We start from the raw sequence: 14,501 nt of genomic DNA on the forward strand, positions 1-14,501 counted from the left end.
CTTAGCGAAAAGAAGGAATCTCTGATTAGTATCTGACTAGTGATTAAACACGCGCAATGGTGCTAAGTCAGTTGTGAATGGTTACCGGGTCAGCTTATTTTTTCGCGATGGGATCCACAAATACTCGTGGAGCACCTTCCCAGAGGCTGCAGATTTCATTGTGGGTGCGGCGCATAATGCTTTCCATATTGCGCCGTGCTCCCTGCGCGTCCATATTTGAGATGCTGTCGGCAACCGACTGGTGCCATGCCAGCGCTTCCTCATGAGGACGTTCCGGCATCAGCCCAAGCTCGGTGCGTCCGCGCAGAATCGCGGCAATAGGTGTGGCGAGATTGGCGAACATTTCATTACCGGAGGCTGCGAGCACCAACGCGTGGAAACGGATGTCCAATTCCAGGAAACGACGCAGGTCGCCCTGTCGGCCGTAATGATTCATTTGTGCCGAGATCAGCATCAGTTCTTTGCGCATGGCTTCCGGGGCCACCTCGGCGGCTAATTCGGCGGCCATTGGCTCCACCGAAATACGCAGCTCGGTCAATGAACGAAGCTGCGCGCCCTTCTGATCACTAGCTAGGCGCCAACGGATCACGTTCTCGTCATACGGGTTCCACTCCTCGGGACCCAACACTCGAATACCGACGCGTTTGGTGCTGGTGACTAGGCCACATTGCGCAAGTACGCGCACCGCCTCACGGATCACGGAACGTGAGACCTGGAGCTTCTGCTCGAGATCTGCGGCGAGAACGATGGACCCGCGGGGGATGAAACCGCCGACGATGCGGGATCCGAGATGCTCAACCACATGAGCGTGGAGACTTGTTGCCATGGCGCCAGTTTAGCCAATAACTGCTGGTCACGTTGCCCGGGCACCACGACGGTACGAAATAAATATGTTTTAAACCTTCGTTAGATCTGGGAATAGGCGGCCCGGCGCGCGTAGACTAGTAAGCGTCACATGGCCGTGATGGAGGCCGTGAGTTCCCGGTTTCCAAAAACGGTACAACTCCCCGGTAACTGATGGAGACTTATTTTTATGCCTGCACAGATTGGTGTCACAGGTCTGGCCGTGATGGGCGCTAACCTAGCCCGTAACTTCGCCCGCAACGGATACACCGTCGCCCTGCACAACCGTTCGATCGAAAAGACCGACGCATTGCTTGCGGCCCACGGCGATGAAGGCGACTTCATCCGCACCGAATCGCTCGAAGAGCTCGTTGCAAATCTTGAAACTCCGCGCCGCGTACTGATCATGGTGAAGGCCGGCGGTCCGGTAGATTCGGTCATCGATCAGCTGGTGCCACTGCTCGAAGAGGGCGACGTCGTCATCGACGGCGGCAACTCGCATTACACCGACACCCGTCGCCGCGAAGCTGCATTAACCGAAAAGGGCCTGCACTTTGTTGGCATCGGCGTTTCCGGTGGCGAAGAAGGCGCACTGCTTGGCCCATCGATCATGCCGGGCGGCTCGGCAGAGTCCTACAAGTCGCTAGGTCCAATGCTGGAAAAGATTTCAGCTAAGGCTGACGACGGAGCCCCATGCTGCGCATGGATCTCCACCGATGGTGCCGGCCACTTCGTAAAGATGGTCCATAACGGCATCGAATATGCCGATATGCAGGTCATCGGCGAAGCATACGACCTGATGCGCCACGCAGCAGGCATCGAGCCAGCTGCGCAGGCAGAGATCTTCGCTGACTGGAACAAGGGTGAACTGTCCAGCTTCCTGATTGAAATCACCGCAGAGGTCCTCGGCCACACCGATGCTTCCACCGGCAAGCCACTGGTAGACGTCATCCAGGACTCCGCCGGACAGAAGGGCACCGGTCGTTGGACTGTGCAGTCCGGTCTGGATATGGGATCACCTGTTTCGGCCATCGCCGAGTCGGTCTTCGCTCGTTCACTGTCCAGCCAGCGCGACATTCGCGCCGTCGGCCAGCAGGTTCTGGCAGCGCAGACTACCGAGGTGACCCTGCCGGAGAACTTCATTGAAGATGTACGCCAGGCACTATTCGCTTCCAAGCTGGTTTCCTACGCGCAGGGCATCGACATGCTGACCTCTGCCGCCGGTGAATACAACTGGGATCTGAAGCTGGACGAAATTGCCGGTCTCTGGCGCGAAGGCTGCATTATCCGTGCAGCACTGCTCAAGGACATCACCGCCGCTTACTCGGCAGATGAGAAGCCGGTCAACCTGCTCTTCGCACCAGCCTTCTCCGAGGCAATTGCCAAGGCCGTTCCGGCGTGGCGCCGCGTAGTGTCGGTTGCAGTGCAGCTGGGTATCCCAGCGCCGCTGTTCTCCTCCTCACTGGCTTACTACGATGGCCTGCGCCGCGACCGTCTGCCAGCTGCCCTGACTCAGGGCCTGCGGGACTTCTTCGGTGCACACACTTACCGTCGCACCGATAAGGAAGGCACCTTCCACACTCAGTGGAGCGGCGATCGCACCGAGATCGAAGCAGTGGACACTCACTAGTCTTCGCTAGCTACTCAAACGCCCGCAGGTTTTGAACCTGCGGGCGTTGACTTTAACTATCGGGTTCTGGGCTTTCTAAATTGCTCATGGCCTGCAGGTGCTTCAAAATACACAGTTGTGCGGAGCGGATCAAATCACTGGCTAGAAATTGAACGGGCCCTAAACCGGGGAAGCAATGGGGTGAACGTGGCTATGATTCCCATGCCAAACACTGAGAGTCCTATTGCAAAAAACCTCCATTGAGCAGCTCGGCAACTTCTGAAATCTTGCATTTCTGCATCCGTAGCGCCGAACCATGGCTGGAGATCATCCTTGCTCCATCCAGTCGCGCCCGCCCCGATTCCGCACGAAGCTCCATCGAGTTTCACCGGATAAAGCAGGATCGCAAAGGATAGAGCGAAGAGTAAAATGGCGGATCCAGCGAGTAATTGACCGTTTCTGTTCAGCCTGGATCGCATCAACAGGAACAACCCTGCAGCGCACAGCCCAACAAGTAAGATGCCGTACAGTATCCAAAAAGATAGTGGCTGGTCCAGATATTCATGCATTTGAGTTTGTCCTGTCGCCACCGTAGCGCGTACCCCAAACCGGGGACCTAAAAGCTGATCTTATATCCGTCGAATCCTCTGGATCGTGAAAGCCAGCCGTGAATATTCGGGGAAATATGTCGCCTATGCAAAGGGGTGACCTGAAGCTGTGGTTGGTGATTGTCTCCAGCCCCTCCGCAAGTGCCACGGCTCAGAGATCTACTTGCAGCCCAGTCTGCGGCAGATTTATAACCATCAACAAATTCTGATCAGCTGCAATCCGTGCTGCAAAATATCGACTCAGATGTCAGTCTTCATCGTCGAGTAACAACTGCGCGGTGCGCAAGAGCTGCACAGCTTCATCCGGTGCGATACGCACTAAGGTGAATGAAGCTACCACGAGTCCTGTAATGGCAGTGGCGAGCATTTGCGTTTGGGCAGCGTCCACTGCTGGCAGGGCCGCGGTGATTCCGCGATGTAACGCCGACTGGAGTTCGGCCCGGTATTCGCCAATAATCCGCGCTACTTCAGGGTCTTCGGAAATTGGTGCGTTGGCTGTATTGATCAAGAGGCAGCCGTGATTTGCGGGCAAGGATTCGGTGCGTTCAAAGGCGTTGGCGAGTCCCGAGAGATACTCGCTCACTGCAGTGGGCTTGACCGGGGTAGACAACAGAGGCTGCAGCCGGGGACGGACAATTTCTTCCAGATAGCTCTCTACGGCTGCATCAAAGAGTCCGCGCTTGGAAGCAAACGAGTTATAGATGCTTGAACGACTCAGTCCCGTAGCGTCTTCAAGTTCTGGTATGGAAGCGGCCTCGAATCCCTTGGACCAAAAAACCGTCCGTGCACCGTTGATGACTTGCGTCCGATCAAAAGCTAGTGTTCTTGCCATCACATAACCTCCCTCTTTCGGTAACGACCATTCCAGTATATATTGAAATGGTCATTACAAAACGACGTGGTTCGAAAAACTTTACTCAGGAGACGGCATGATCATTACCGCACTAGTATTCGGTGTCTTAGCAGCACTAATTCACGTATACATTTTCCTGATGGAATCCATGTGGTGGACCACCCCGCGGGCACGTGCCACATTCGGTACCACCGAAGCGGAAGCGAAAGCTACTAAGGAACTAGCCTTCAACCAAGGTTTCTACAACCTGTTTCTTGGCATCGCGGTAGCACTCGGTGTGGTGTTTCACTTCCTCGGACAGCCGGCCATCGCCGCCACCCTACTGCTCACCGGAGCTGGTTCCATGCTGTTAGCCGCCACGGTATTGCTCTTGTCCAGCCCGGATAAGAAATCAGCGGCCCTCAAGCAAGGCGTTTTCCCGTTGTTCGCGGTGGTTTTCATGATCATCGGCCTGAGCAATTAATTTTTCGTCCCAGAAGCAAAACTAAGAAAGGTGCTCATTACCATGAGTGAATTTACCAGTACCCAGATTCAGCTTGCTAGCCGTCCCACCGGATGGCCAACTGCCGAAAACTTCAACGTCACGACCACCAGCTACGGTCCACTAGAAGCCGGGCAGGTGCGCGTGCGTAACGAATTCATCTCCGTTGATCCCTATATGCGTGGACGAATGAGTGCCGCCCGCTCGTACGTAGCACCTTACGAAATTGGTGGACCTATCACCGGTGGAGCAGTCGGACGCGTCGTTGAATCGGCATCGGATCAGTTGTCTGTAGGTGCCGTAGTACTGCACCAGCACGGCTGGTCGGACACCATCCAGGATGATGCAGCTACTTTTAACCAGATTCCAGAAGTTCCGGGAATGCCGCTGTCCCTACGCTTGCACATCCTGGGCATGACCGGTTTGACCGCGTATGTGGGACTGACCCAGATTGCTTCGATGAAACCAGGAGACACGGTCTTTATTTCCGGTGCGGCTGGCGCCGTGGGTACCGCGGCTGGACAGATTGCCAAACTGCTCGGTGCCAAGCGTGTTATCGGGTCGGCAGGCAGCGCTGAAAAGGTAGAACTGCTGACCAGCAATTACGGGTATGACGCGGCGTTCAACTACAAAGACGGCGACGTGCGCGGTCAACTAGCGGCAGCTGCGCCCGAGGGTATCGACGTATTCTTCGATAACGTGGGTGGAGAACACCTGGAGGCAGCTTTGGCCTCCTTCAACAATGGTGGACGTGCAGCATTGTGCGGTGCGATCTCCGGATACAACTCCACACAGAAGCTGGCTGGGCCTGACAATATGGCCAACCTGATCACCCGTGGGCTCAAGCTTCAGGGGTTCACTCTCTCCAGCTACCTGCACCTTTCTGAAGAATTCGGTGCGAAGATGGGCGAATGGTTTGCCTCGGGCAAGATCGCTTACGACGAGACCATTGTTGACGGCATTGAGCACACCGTCGATGCCTTCTTGGACATGATGCAGGGTGCAAACACCGGCAAGATGCTCGTGCGCATCTAGCCCACCGCGCCATCATACCGGGCTAGACTCGGCTCATGAACGGATACGAATCAGGTTCTCCGGCGTTGGCATGGCTTTTATGGGTGGCCCCGCTGCTGACCGTCATAGTTGCAGCCATAGGCGCCTATGCGGCGGTCAGATCTATGCAGTTTCGTACCAAAGTTGATAGTGCCGGGCAGTGGTGGGCACGCGTGCAGAACGCCATAGACCACTGCCTGGCCGACAACACCAGAGAACAAAACCTAGGCACAACCATGCTCGACCACCTCCAGGCTCAGGGCGAAATGCCCGAAGGCCTGGATGAGACCCAGCAACGCGAGTGGCAACGGATCAACAAGATGCGCTGGAGCGTGCAGCCCGAGGATCTGTTGATGATTCGCGGTATCGTCAAGGATCTTGCCCTGTCCCAATCCAAGCGGCTTAGTTCCATGGGGATCCGCCTGAACCCGGAAGTACGTCCCGAATACGACACGTTGCTGCGCCAGGCACAGTTGGTGCTCAAAATTGATGCGAAGCTCGGACGTGAGAGCGACCCTGAAATCCTCAAGCTGCTCACCGCTGGCTAAGCGCGGAACATTCGCAATTCGGTCAGCCCCGGCGTCTTGGGGTCTACCTTTTGTGCCCCATCAAATTCAAAGCCGTTGCGTCGGTAAAAGGCGGTGGCCCGCGGATTATCCTCCGCCAGCCACAACGACGCCGGTTGCTTCCCTAAAACCGCGTTGAATAGCTGCTGCCCGAGTCCGGTGCCGTGGTTCGCGCTAACTACGTACAGGTTAAAAAGCTGCAGTTCGCCTCCCGGTTTTCCTCCGGCGAGCGCAAAGCCGAGAAATCCTTTGGAGCCTTCGGCTACGACGCGGCGTAAGTTGGGGTCCGTATCTCCAGTCAGTCGTTCCCACAGCTGGTGACGCGCAACCAAGTGCTCTTCGGTGAAGTAGTCTTCGGGCAGTTGCCTGGCATAGGTTTCTTTCCAACAGCGCACATGCAGCTCGGCGAGCGCAGCTGCATCTTCCGGTAGCGGCGCACGCAGCACATAGTCCACTACTTGCCTGCGGTGTACTCGGCGAGGTGCCGGCCGGTGAGCGTGCCCGAGGCTGCCAGTTGTTCCGGGGTTCCCTCGAAGACGATGGTTCCGCCGTCGTGGCCGGCTCCTGGTCCCAGATCGATCACCCAGTCTGCCTGAGCAACGACCGCTAGATGGTGTTCAATGACAATCACGGTGTTTCCCTCATCCACCATTTCATCCAGTAGTCCCAAGAGCCGGTCCACATCTGCCATGTGCAGGCCCGTGGTCGGCTCATCCAGTACGTAGATTCCCTGGCCCTTGCCCAGATTGATGGCTAGTTTCAGGCGTTGCCGTTCGCCACCGGATAGTGTGTTCAGTGGTTGTCCGAGTTTGATGTAGCCAAGCCCCACCTGGTTTAAGCGCTCTAAAGTGGTCTTCGCCTTGGGAATCTTCAGCTGTTCGAATGCTTCTTCGATACTCAGGTCGAGGACCTCGGCGATGTTCAGCCCGTCCAAACGGTATTCAAGCACCTGCGCGGTGTAACGCTTTCCTTCGCAGACTTCACAGCGCATTTGCACGCCTGCCATGGTGGCCAGATCCGTATAGGTGAACCCCACGCCGTTGCAGTTTGGGCAGGCACCCTCGGAGTTAGCGCTGAACAATGCCGGCTTGACCCCATTAGCCTTGGCGAACGCCGCGCGGATAGGGTCAAGGATCGAGGTGTAGGTGGCCGGGTTGCTGCGCCGCGAACCACGAATAGCTGACTGATCCACCACAGCAACGTCGTCGCGTTTGGAGATGGTGGAGTGGATGAGCGTGGACTTGCCCGAACCGGCCACCCCGGTAATCGCACAAAGTACTCCGCGCGGGATGTCCACGTCAACATTTTTCAGGTTGTGCGTGCTTGCCCCGCGGATCTGCAGCGGTTCTTTACCCGCACGCACTGCCGACTTGATGGGCACCCGAGCTGAGAAGTGCCGTCCGGTGACCGTCTCGCTGGCTAAGAGTCCTGCAAGGTCTCCGGCGTAGGTGACCGTGCCGCCGTGGATTCCGGCGCCCGGGCCCAGATCAACCACGTGATCGGCAATCTTGATCACCTCGGGCTTGTGCTCAACCACTAGTACGGTGTTGCCCTTGTCACGCAGGTCTTCGAGCAGGCGGTTCATGCGTTGGATATCGTGGGGGTGAAGTCCCACGGTGGGCTCGTCAAAAACATAGGTGACATCGGACAGTGCGCTACCCAGGTGCCGGATCATCTTGACTCGTTGTGCTTCGCCGCCAGACAGGGTCCCGGCAGGTCGATCCAGGGAAAGATAACCCAGCCCAATTTGCACTAGGGAAGCCAAAATGGTGCGCAGGTTTCCAAGCAGGGGAGCGGCGTCAACGATGTCCAGCTTGTCCAAAACCTCCACCAGGTCGGTGACCTGCATGGATGTCATGTCTGCGATACCCAGGCCAGCGATTTTTGAGGCGCGGGCCTTCTCGTTCAAACGTGAACCGGCACAGACCGTGCAAGGCGCCGTAGTAGAAATGCGCGCGATCCAATCGCGGATATGCGCTTGCTTGATTTCCTTACCCGAGTGGATGTAACTGGTTTTGATGCGGGTGATCAATCCCGAATAGCTCATATTCGCCCCGTTGAGTTTCACCTTGCCCAACGGGGCATAGAGCATCCTGTCCAGCATCTCCTGGGGCATATCTTTGAGCTTAAGATCCAGGTCTGGCTCGGTACCGGCGGTGAGGGTTTGCCAGAGCCACGCATCCGGAGCAAAGTTTGGGGCCTTGATGGCCCCCTCGTTCAGGGTTTTATCCCAGTCCAGCAATTCATCAAGGTCGATACTTGCCTCGGTGCCAAAACCTTCGCAGGCACCGCACGCACCCTCGCCTAAATTGAAAGAGTAAGCGCCAGCGCCACCAGCACTCGGGCTTGAATAGCGCGAGTAGAGTACGCGCAGCAATGAATAGGCATCGGTGGCGGTGCCCACGGTGGAGCGTGAATTCGCGCCCATGCGTTCTTGATCCACCACGATCGCGGCCGACAGATTATCCAGCACCTCAACATCGGGGCGCGGCATCGAGGGCATAAAGGATTGCACAAACGCCGTATAGGTTTCGTTGATAAGCCGTTGAGACTCGGCGGCGATGGTCCCAAAGACCAGTGAGGATTTGCCAGAGCCAGATACCCCCGTGAAAGCGGTGATCCGTCGCTTAGGAATATCCGCGTCCACCCCGCGGAGATTATTTTCCCGTGCTTGACGGACGTGGATCATGTCATGGGTATCTGCAGGGTGCTGGCTCATAGGCTAAATCTTACCCAGCAGCCAAGGTCGCGCTCGCCGTAAGCAATATGACGCGGACAATGTCATGAGCAGAGTGTTTCGGGCTTGCCGCGCTAGCGTTTAACCGGTGCTTAACCGTGAGATCCCTGCAGAATGTCCTGCAGACCCGATAAACCGTGGACGAAAGGTACAAGTTCGCCTTAAAGGGCGCTCTGGTATCCATAAGTCAACCCACAGATTTCTGTGAACGGTCTTTGAACCTCTACGATTGTGAAGGCGTGCCGTAGGCCACAAGGTCGTGCGATCTCACGCACAGCGCTCATCACTCGTCATCCTGAAGGAAGAACATGAACGTTTTGAAAAAGATCCCTCTATTAGGATGGATCGTCGTTGCCATTATTCTAGGCATCTTGCTCGGCCCAGTAATGCCAGTTGGACTCGGTAGCGTCTTCATGACCTACAACTCGATTTTCTCGGGCTTCCTGAGCTTCATTGTTCCGCTGATCATCCTTGGCTTGGTCATGCCGGCAATTGCCGAATTGGGCAAGGGCGCAGGTAAATGGCTTGGTGTGACCGCGCTGATCGCTTACGGCTCGACCATCTTGGCCGGCCTGCTGGCATACTTCGTGAGCCGCTGGCTCTTCACCGCCTCGCTAACCGGCGGGGGAATCGCTGAAATTGGTGAAGGCGAAGGATCCGGTTTTGAGCCATTCGTCTCTTTGGTGAGTGCAGCAGACGGCGCCGCCACCGAGATTGTGCTTGAACCAATCATCGGCGTGATGAGCGCGTTGGTTCTTGCATTCGTGCTCGGCATTGGGCTGACTGCTTTCCGCAGCACGGTGCTGTTCCGTGGGGCCGTGGAATTCCGCACCATTATTGAAATGGTCATCCGCCGCATCATCGTTCCGGCGTTGCCACTGTTCATCTTCGGTATCTTCCTTGACCTTTCGGCCAGTGGTTCAGCAATCACCGTGGTCACCAAGTTCCTGCTGGTCGCAGTTGTCTCCTTCGTGCTGACCTTGGTCATGCTGCTGATCCAGTACACCATCGCCGGCTCGATGTCCGGACGTAACCCGTTGAAGGCACTGTGGGGCATGCGTGACGCGTACTTCACCGCACTGGGTACCTCTTCCTCGGCGGCGACCATCCCGGTCACCCTGGCTTCAACCAAGAAGAACGGCGTCTCCGATTCGGTGGCAGGCTTTGTGGTGCCATTGTGCGCCACCATTCACCTGTCCGGTTCGATGGTGAAGATTACCTGCTTCTCGATCGCAGTCTTGATGCTCACCGGCGGAGACGTCAGCTTCGGCGCGTACTTCCCATTCATCTTGATGCTCGGTGTCATGATGATCGCCGCTCCTGGTGTGCCAGGTGGCGCCATCGCAGCCGCTGCAGGCCTGCTGGTTCAGATGCTGCACTTCGGCGATGTCGAGGTGGGTCTGATGTTCGCCGCGTACATTGCGCTTGACAGCTTCGGCACCGCAACCAACGTGACCGGCGACGGCGCGATTGCGATGATCATGAACAAGCTCACTCACGGCAAGCTGGGCGCTCAGGCCCAGGATCCTGAAGCTGAGCATGTTGAAGTCCTTGCAGGCGAGAACGAGCAGCACAACCTAGCCAACTAGGGTTAGAGACCGCAAAAAACTTTGAAGGACCAACGTTGACAACGTTGGTCCTTCAAAGTTTTAACACGTTATTCTAGATCCACATGGCGGGATCAATATACTCGGCCGGGTCCACCGCGGGCTTGCGTTCCTCGGGAGTGCGCGGGCGGTTCTGCGCCGGGATGCCGGTGACAATGGATCCTGCTGGAGCATCTTTGACTACCACGGCATTGGCTCCTACGGCGGAGTCGGCACCAATGGTGATCGGGCCGAGTACCTTCGCACCGGCACCGATGACCACACGGTCCCCGATGGTGGGGTGGCGCTTGACCTTAGCCAGTGAGCGTCCGCCCAGGGTGACGCCGTGATAGAGCATCACATCTTCGCCGATTTCGGCGGTTTCGCCAATTACGATGCCCATGCCGTGGTCGATAAAGAAGCGCCGTCCAATGGTGGCACCAGGGTGGATCTCGATACCGGTGATTGCACGGTTAGCCTGTGAGAGCATACGTGCTGGCCACTTGAGCGACGGGTTCTGCCACATCTTATGCGCCAGGCGGTGCATCCAGATCGCGTGCAGTCCTGAATACACGAAGAAGTTTTCGGTATCACTACGGGCTGCCGGGTCATGGGAGCGAGCGGTGGCGAGATCTTCGCGTAACCGGGAGAAAAAACTCATAAATACAACCTTTGTGCTTGCAGCAAGCTGACGTGCCCTGAAACAGGGAACATGACAAATCGGCGTGAGCCGCTTGGAGGACCTATATAGATCCAACAGCGCGTCACGCCGATTTATTCACGACTTTGAAAACTAGTTATTAGCCACGGATGTCATCAAAGAGCAAGGTGGAGATGTAACGCTCGCCGAAGTCGGGAACGATGGTGACGATCTGCTTGCCTGCATACTCTTCGCGGGCGGCAATCTGCAACGCACCCCATACTGCGGCGCCGGCGGAGATGCCGCCAAGAATGCCTTCCTTCACACCCAGTGCGCGAGCCACCGAAACCGAGTCTTCGATCGACGCATCCAGCACCTCGTCGTACAGGTCGGTATCGAGCACCTCGGGGATGAAGTTTGCGCCTAGCCCCTGAATCTTGTGCGGGCCTGGCTTGCCGCCGTTGAGGATTGGTGAATCCTTCGGCTCCACTGCAACGATCAGCAGGTTAGGGTTCTTTTCCTTCAGGTAGCGTCCCGCACCGGTGATGGTGCCACCGGTACCGATACCTGCCACGAGCACGTCAATCTTGCCGTCGGTGTCTTCCCAGATCTCTGGGCCGGTGGTGTCCGCGTGAACCTGCGGGTTTGCGGTGTTTGCGAACTGCTGGGCCCAGATGGCGTTATCCGAGGTAGCGACGATTTCCTTCGCCTTTTCTACCGCGCCACGCATGCCGTCGGCACCCGGGGTCAACACGATCTCGGCACCGTAGGCGCGGAGCATGACACGGCGCTCGGTGGACATCGTCTCTGGCATGGTCAAGATGACCTTGTAACCGCGAGCTGCGCCAACCATGGCCAGGGCGATACCGGTGTTGCCACTGGTGCCTTCCACAATGGTTCCGCCTGGCTTGAGCGCACCGGACTTTTCTGCGGCGTCTACGATGGCGACACCGATACGATCCTTGACCGAGTTGGCTGGGTTGTAGAATTCCAGCTTCACTGCGACGCTACCTGGCAGGCCCTCACCCAAGCGGTTGAGCTTGACTAGAGGGGTCTTACCGATGATCTCGGTGACGTTGTTGTAGATCTTGCCCATTTGTATGCAATCCTTACGTGACTTGGTGCAGGCCGCTTTTGCCCGGCGTGTGGTGCTTAATTTTCAGTTCTAAGCCTAATCGGCTCGCTGAGCGCTCAGGACTCGTTAAGCCATTGGGCGTAATATTTCCTGACTTTTACGAGCTTCGGGTCAATAATGACTCGGCAATAACCGACTTCTTGGTTCTCCGAGTAGTAATCCTGGTGAACTTGCTCGGCCGGATAGAAATCTTTGGACTCCTCAATCGTGGTCACGATCGGGCTCGGGTACAGTGCCGCGTACTTGTTAATCGCCGTCTGGAAGAGTTCACGCTGTGCATCGTCGAGTGGGAACATTGCCGAGCGATACTGGGTACCCACGTCGTAGCCCTGGCGGTTCAACGTGGTCGGATCATGGACCGTGAAGAACATGTCCAAGATAATTTCAGCCGGTACGACCTGTTCGTCGAAGATCACCGCGACAGCTTCCGCGTGACCGCTGGTTCCGGAACAGACCTGACGGTAATCCGGATTTGTGGTGTGTCCGCCCTGATATCCGGAGAGCACCGCGTGCACTCCGCGGGTGCGCTGATACACGGCGTCTAAACACCAGAAACAACCGCCAGCTAAAACGAAGGTTGTCAGTTTGGTGCCCTCGACGGTCAACGAGGCGGAAAAATGATGGGGCGTGTCTAATCTGAGAGTACTCACAGAGTTCATAACGTCGCGGCGTTGCATTATGTTCCACACCCAGTTTCAGCGCGTAGGGTAGGAATATGCAGAGCAAGGCTAATACCCCGCAGAATCCGGCAGCGAAAACTCCGGATGCGCAGTCCGCGAACCTTTCCGCCGTTAACGGCGAGGATACGGAAGGCGCAGAGACCGAAACTAGTGCCAGCCCCACCACGTTGGGTGCGGTGCTCGAAGCGGTCGAGGAACTGTGGCCGCAATCGTTGGCCGAAGACTGGGACGCCGTAGGGCTGGTCACCGGTCGCACCAACGCGCCGGTGAAGAAAATCGTGATGGCGGTGGATCCGACCTTAGAGGTCATTAACGATGCGATCACCCGCGGGGCTGATCTGTTGATCACCCATCACCCGTTGTTATTGCGTGGTGTCACCCAAGTGGCTGGAACCAGCTTTAAAGGCGAGGCGATTCACCGGCTGATTGAATCCGGTACCGCGCTGCTGACCGCGCACACCAATGCGGATAACGCGATTGGCGGCGTCAATGATGCACTGGCCGACGCCTTCGGCCTGAAAGACTGTGTCCCGCTGGTCGAGTCTAAGGACGGTCTGCCTGAGGAAGGCTTGGGCCGGGTAGGTTTCCTGGATAAGCCGATGAAGCTCGAAGATTTTGCCGAACGCGTCTTTACCGTACTTCCGGCAGTTGCCGGTGGTGTCCGGGTGGCCGGTGACCGCGTGGGCATAGTGCGCAAGATTGCGCTGTGCGGTGGAGCCGGTGACTCACTTTTTGATGCGGTCCGTGCCCATAAGGCAGACGTTTACGTCACCGCGGATTTGCGCCATCACCCTGCCAGTGAGGCACGCGAGGCTGCCGACGGCGGACATCCTTACCTGATCGATGTCTCGCATTTTGCCTCCGAGTGGGTGTGGCTTTCCGCCGGTGCCCGCGCGTTGGGAAATGTCTTGCAGGATTTGGGCCATGAGGTACAGATCGAGGTGTCCCAGGTGAACTCTGACCCGTGGGACTTTGTGCTGACGCCATAACATGTTGCATCATCTTGAACTGTGGGTAGCCGACCTGAGCGCCAGTACTGGTTCCTTGGGTTGGCTATTCCTGCGTCTTGGCTTCGAAGTGGATTCCACCTGGCCCAGCGGTATCAGCTACCGCCATCAAGACTTCTACATTGTGCTTGAGTCGGGTCCGGACGTCAGTAAGGGACCGCACCGGCGCACGGCGCCGGGACTGAACCATTTGGCCTTCCACGCCGGCAGCCGCGAACAGGTCGATGAGCTGGCAAGCGAGGCTCAGCAGCACGGTTTTACGCTGCTGTTTGCAGATATGCATCCGTTTGCCGGGGGAGCGGAGCACTACGCTGCCTATCTGGAAGATGCGGCTGGGTTCGAAGTTGAACTTGTAGCGCGCTTGGGTTAAAAGTTTTGGTTTGTGAATGCTTGAGTTCGTCGATATCCGGGCGCCGGGGTCTGCTCAGGGCCAAACTGGAATAGCCAAAATGCTCTCGGCCAACGGATATGCCAGCTGAAATCCAGAAACTGAAAGCGTACCCAAGGCGTTGCGGCCGATGTGAAGACAATGAGCGTCAGATCTACGAGCAGCCGGACACAATACGCACGGTAGTCATCACTGCAGAACCGCTGACACCGCTAAAGACTTTCAGCGAAGAAGCCGACCTTTCCACCATGGCTGGTAACTGTTTTGCGAAGGTGACGGTCAAGGTTCTGGTTGGTACCCGCTCTGGGGGTACCA

14 protein-coding genes are annotated in these 14,501 nt (G+C 56.9%); 7 read left to right on the forward strand and 7 right to left on the reverse strand.

Annotated features, from left to right (window positions below):
* Positions 1-94: 94 nt before the first annotated feature.
* Complete coding sequence (locus VJ369_RS02540) at positions 95-826, reverse strand: FadR/GntR family transcriptional regulator (RefSeq protein WP_324090574.1); 732 nt, start codon at positions 824-826, stop codon at positions 95-97.
* A gap of 207 nt (positions 827-1,033) precedes the next feature.
* On the opposite strand from VJ369_RS02540, the gene gndA reads away from it, so the two are divergent.
* Positions 1,034-2,473 (forward strand): NADP-dependent phosphogluconate dehydrogenase, encoded by a 1,440-nt coding sequence (gndA, locus tag VJ369_RS02545; protein ID WP_324090575.1) that lies wholly within the window; start codon positions 1,034-1,036, stop codon positions 2,471-2,473.
* An 834-nt stretch (positions 2,474-3,307) separates the two neighbouring features.
* Here the strand turns inward: gndA and VJ369_RS02550 are convergent.
* Positions 3,308-3,892 carry a TetR/AcrR family transcriptional regulator gene (locus VJ369_RS02550; RefSeq protein WP_324090576.1) on the reverse strand — a complete coding sequence of 195 codons (585 nt, stop codon included), beginning with the start codon at positions 3,890-3,892 and terminating at the stop codon, positions 3,308-3,310.
* 97 nt (positions 3,893-3,989) lie between these two features.
* Between VJ369_RS02550 and VJ369_RS02555 the strand changes: the two genes are divergently transcribed.
* Genes VJ369_RS02555 through VJ369_RS02565 form a run of 3 tightly spaced genes read left to right on the forward strand, consistent with a single transcriptional unit; the run spans position 3,990 to position 5,995 of the window.
* Positions 3,990-4,376, forward strand: a complete 387-nt coding sequence (locus tag VJ369_RS02555) for a DUF1304 domain-containing protein (RefSeq protein ID WP_324090577.1) — start codon at positions 3,990-3,992, stop codon at positions 4,374-4,376.
* A gap of 42 nt (positions 4,377-4,418) precedes the next feature.
* Positions 4,419-5,429, forward strand: coding sequence for an NADP-dependent oxidoreductase (locus VJ369_RS02560; protein ID WP_324090578.1), 1,011 nt, complete (start codon positions 4,419-4,421; stop codon positions 5,427-5,429).
* A 35-nt stretch (positions 5,430-5,464) separates the two neighbouring features.
* Complete coding sequence (locus VJ369_RS02565; protein ID WP_324090579.1) at positions 5,465-5,995, forward strand: hypothetical protein; 531 nt, start codon at positions 5,465-5,467, stop codon at positions 5,993-5,995.
* Here VJ369_RS02565 and VJ369_RS02570 read toward each other — a convergent pair.
* Entirely contained in the window at positions 5,992-6,468 is a 477-nt protein-coding gene (locus tag VJ369_RS02570) for a GNAT family N-acetyltransferase (protein WP_324090580.1), read from the reverse strand. The two genes, VJ369_RS02565 and VJ369_RS02570, sit on opposite strands and share 4 nt — an antisense overlap.
* Positions 6,468-8,732, reverse strand: a complete 2,265-nt coding sequence (locus tag VJ369_RS02575) for an excinuclease ABC subunit UvrA (protein ID WP_324090581.1) — start codon at positions 8,730-8,732, stop codon at positions 6,468-6,470. Before VJ369_RS02575 ends, VJ369_RS02570 begins: the two co-directional genes overlap by 1 nt.
* 326 nt (positions 8,733-9,058) lie before the next feature.
* Between VJ369_RS02575 and VJ369_RS02580 the strand changes: the two genes are divergently transcribed.
* Positions 9,059-10,339: a dicarboxylate/amino acid:cation symporter gene (locus VJ369_RS02580; RefSeq protein WP_324090582.1), complete on the forward strand. Its 1,281-nt coding sequence runs from the start codon at positions 9,059-9,061 to the stop codon at positions 10,337-10,339.
* A gap of 73 nt (positions 10,340-10,412) precedes the next feature.
* On the opposite strand, the gene epsC is transcribed toward VJ369_RS02580, so the two are convergent.
* The 3 genes from epsC to msrA all read right to left on the reverse strand — a co-directional run bounded on the left by epsC (position 10,413) and on the right by msrA (position 12,695).
* On the reverse strand, positions 10,413-10,997 hold the full coding sequence (gene epsC, locus VJ369_RS02585; RefSeq protein WP_324090583.1) for a serine O-acetyltransferase EpsC: 585 nt from the start codon (positions 10,995-10,997) through the stop codon (positions 10,413-10,415).
* Between the two features lie 139 nt (positions 10,998-11,136).
* Complete coding sequence (gene cysK / locus VJ369_RS02590) at positions 11,137-12,072, reverse strand: cysteine synthase A (RefSeq protein WP_324090584.1); 936 nt, start codon at positions 12,070-12,072, stop codon at positions 11,137-11,139.
* A gap of 95 nt (positions 12,073-12,167) precedes the next feature.
* Positions 12,168-12,695, reverse strand: a complete 528-nt coding sequence (gene msrA / locus VJ369_RS02595) for a peptide-methionine (S)-S-oxide reductase MsrA (RefSeq protein WP_324090640.1) — start codon at positions 12,693-12,695, stop codon at positions 12,168-12,170.
* Between the two features lie 131 nt (positions 12,696-12,826).
* Between msrA and VJ369_RS02600 the strand changes: the two genes are divergently transcribed.
* On the forward strand, positions 12,827-13,780 hold the full coding sequence (locus VJ369_RS02600; RefSeq protein WP_324090585.1) for a Nif3-like dinuclear metal center hexameric protein: 954 nt from the start codon (positions 12,827-12,829) through the stop codon (positions 13,778-13,780).
* 1 nt (position 13,781) lies between these two features.
* Positions 13,782-14,168 (forward strand): VOC family protein, encoded by a 387-nt coding sequence (locus tag VJ369_RS02605; protein WP_324090586.1) that lies wholly within the window; start codon positions 13,782-13,784, stop codon positions 14,166-14,168.
* Positions 14,169-14,501: the final 333 nt, after the last annotated feature.

Origin of the sequence: Glutamicibacter sp., assembly GCF_035257265.1 — a bacterium.
Taxonomy (GTDB): Bacteria; Actinomycetota; Actinomycetes; order Actinomycetales; family Micrococcaceae; genus Glutamicibacter.

Coding starts and splice junctions, on each gene's coding strand:
- epsC (WP_324090583.1), bottom strand. CDS start 10,997: ATGAGTTTTTTCTCCCGGTTACGCGAAGATCTCGCCACCGCTCGCTCC.
- VJ369_RS02555 (WP_324090577.1), top strand. CDS start 3,990: ATGATCATTACCGCACTAGTATTCGGTGTCTTAGCAGCACTAATTCAC.
- VJ369_RS02600 (WP_324090585.1), top strand. CDS start 12,827: ATGCAGAGCAAGGCTAATACCCCGCAGAATCCGGCAGCGAAAACTCCG.
- VJ369_RS02550 (WP_324090576.1), bottom strand. CDS start 3,892: ATGGCAAGAACACTAGCTTTTGATCGGACGCAAGTCATCAACGGTGCA.
- VJ369_RS02560 (WP_324090578.1), top strand. CDS start 4,419: ATGAGTGAATTTACCAGTACCCAGATTCAGCTTGCTAGCCGTCCCACC.
- VJ369_RS02575 (WP_324090581.1), bottom strand. CDS start 8,732: ATGAGCCAGCACCCTGCAGATACCCATGACATGATCCACGTCCGTCAA.
- VJ369_RS02605 (WP_324090586.1), top strand. CDS start 13,782: ATGTTGCATCATCTTGAACTGTGGGTAGCCGACCTGAGCGCCAGTACT.
- VJ369_RS02540 (WP_324090574.1), bottom strand. CDS start 826: ATGGCAACAAGTCTCCACGCTCATGTGGTTGAGCATCTCGGATCCCGC.
- VJ369_RS02580 (WP_324090582.1), top strand. CDS start 9,059: ATGAACGTTTTGAAAAAGATCCCTCTATTAGGATGGATCGTCGTTGCC.
- VJ369_RS02565 (WP_324090579.1), top strand. CDS start 5,465: ATGAACGGATACGAATCAGGTTCTCCGGCGTTGGCATGGCTTTTATGG.
- cysK (WP_324090584.1), bottom strand. CDS start 12,072: ATGGGCAAGATCTACAACAACGTCACCGAGATCATCGGTAAGACCCCT.
- gndA (WP_324090575.1), top strand. CDS start 1,034: ATGCCTGCACAGATTGGTGTCACAGGTCTGGCCGTGATGGGCGCTAAC.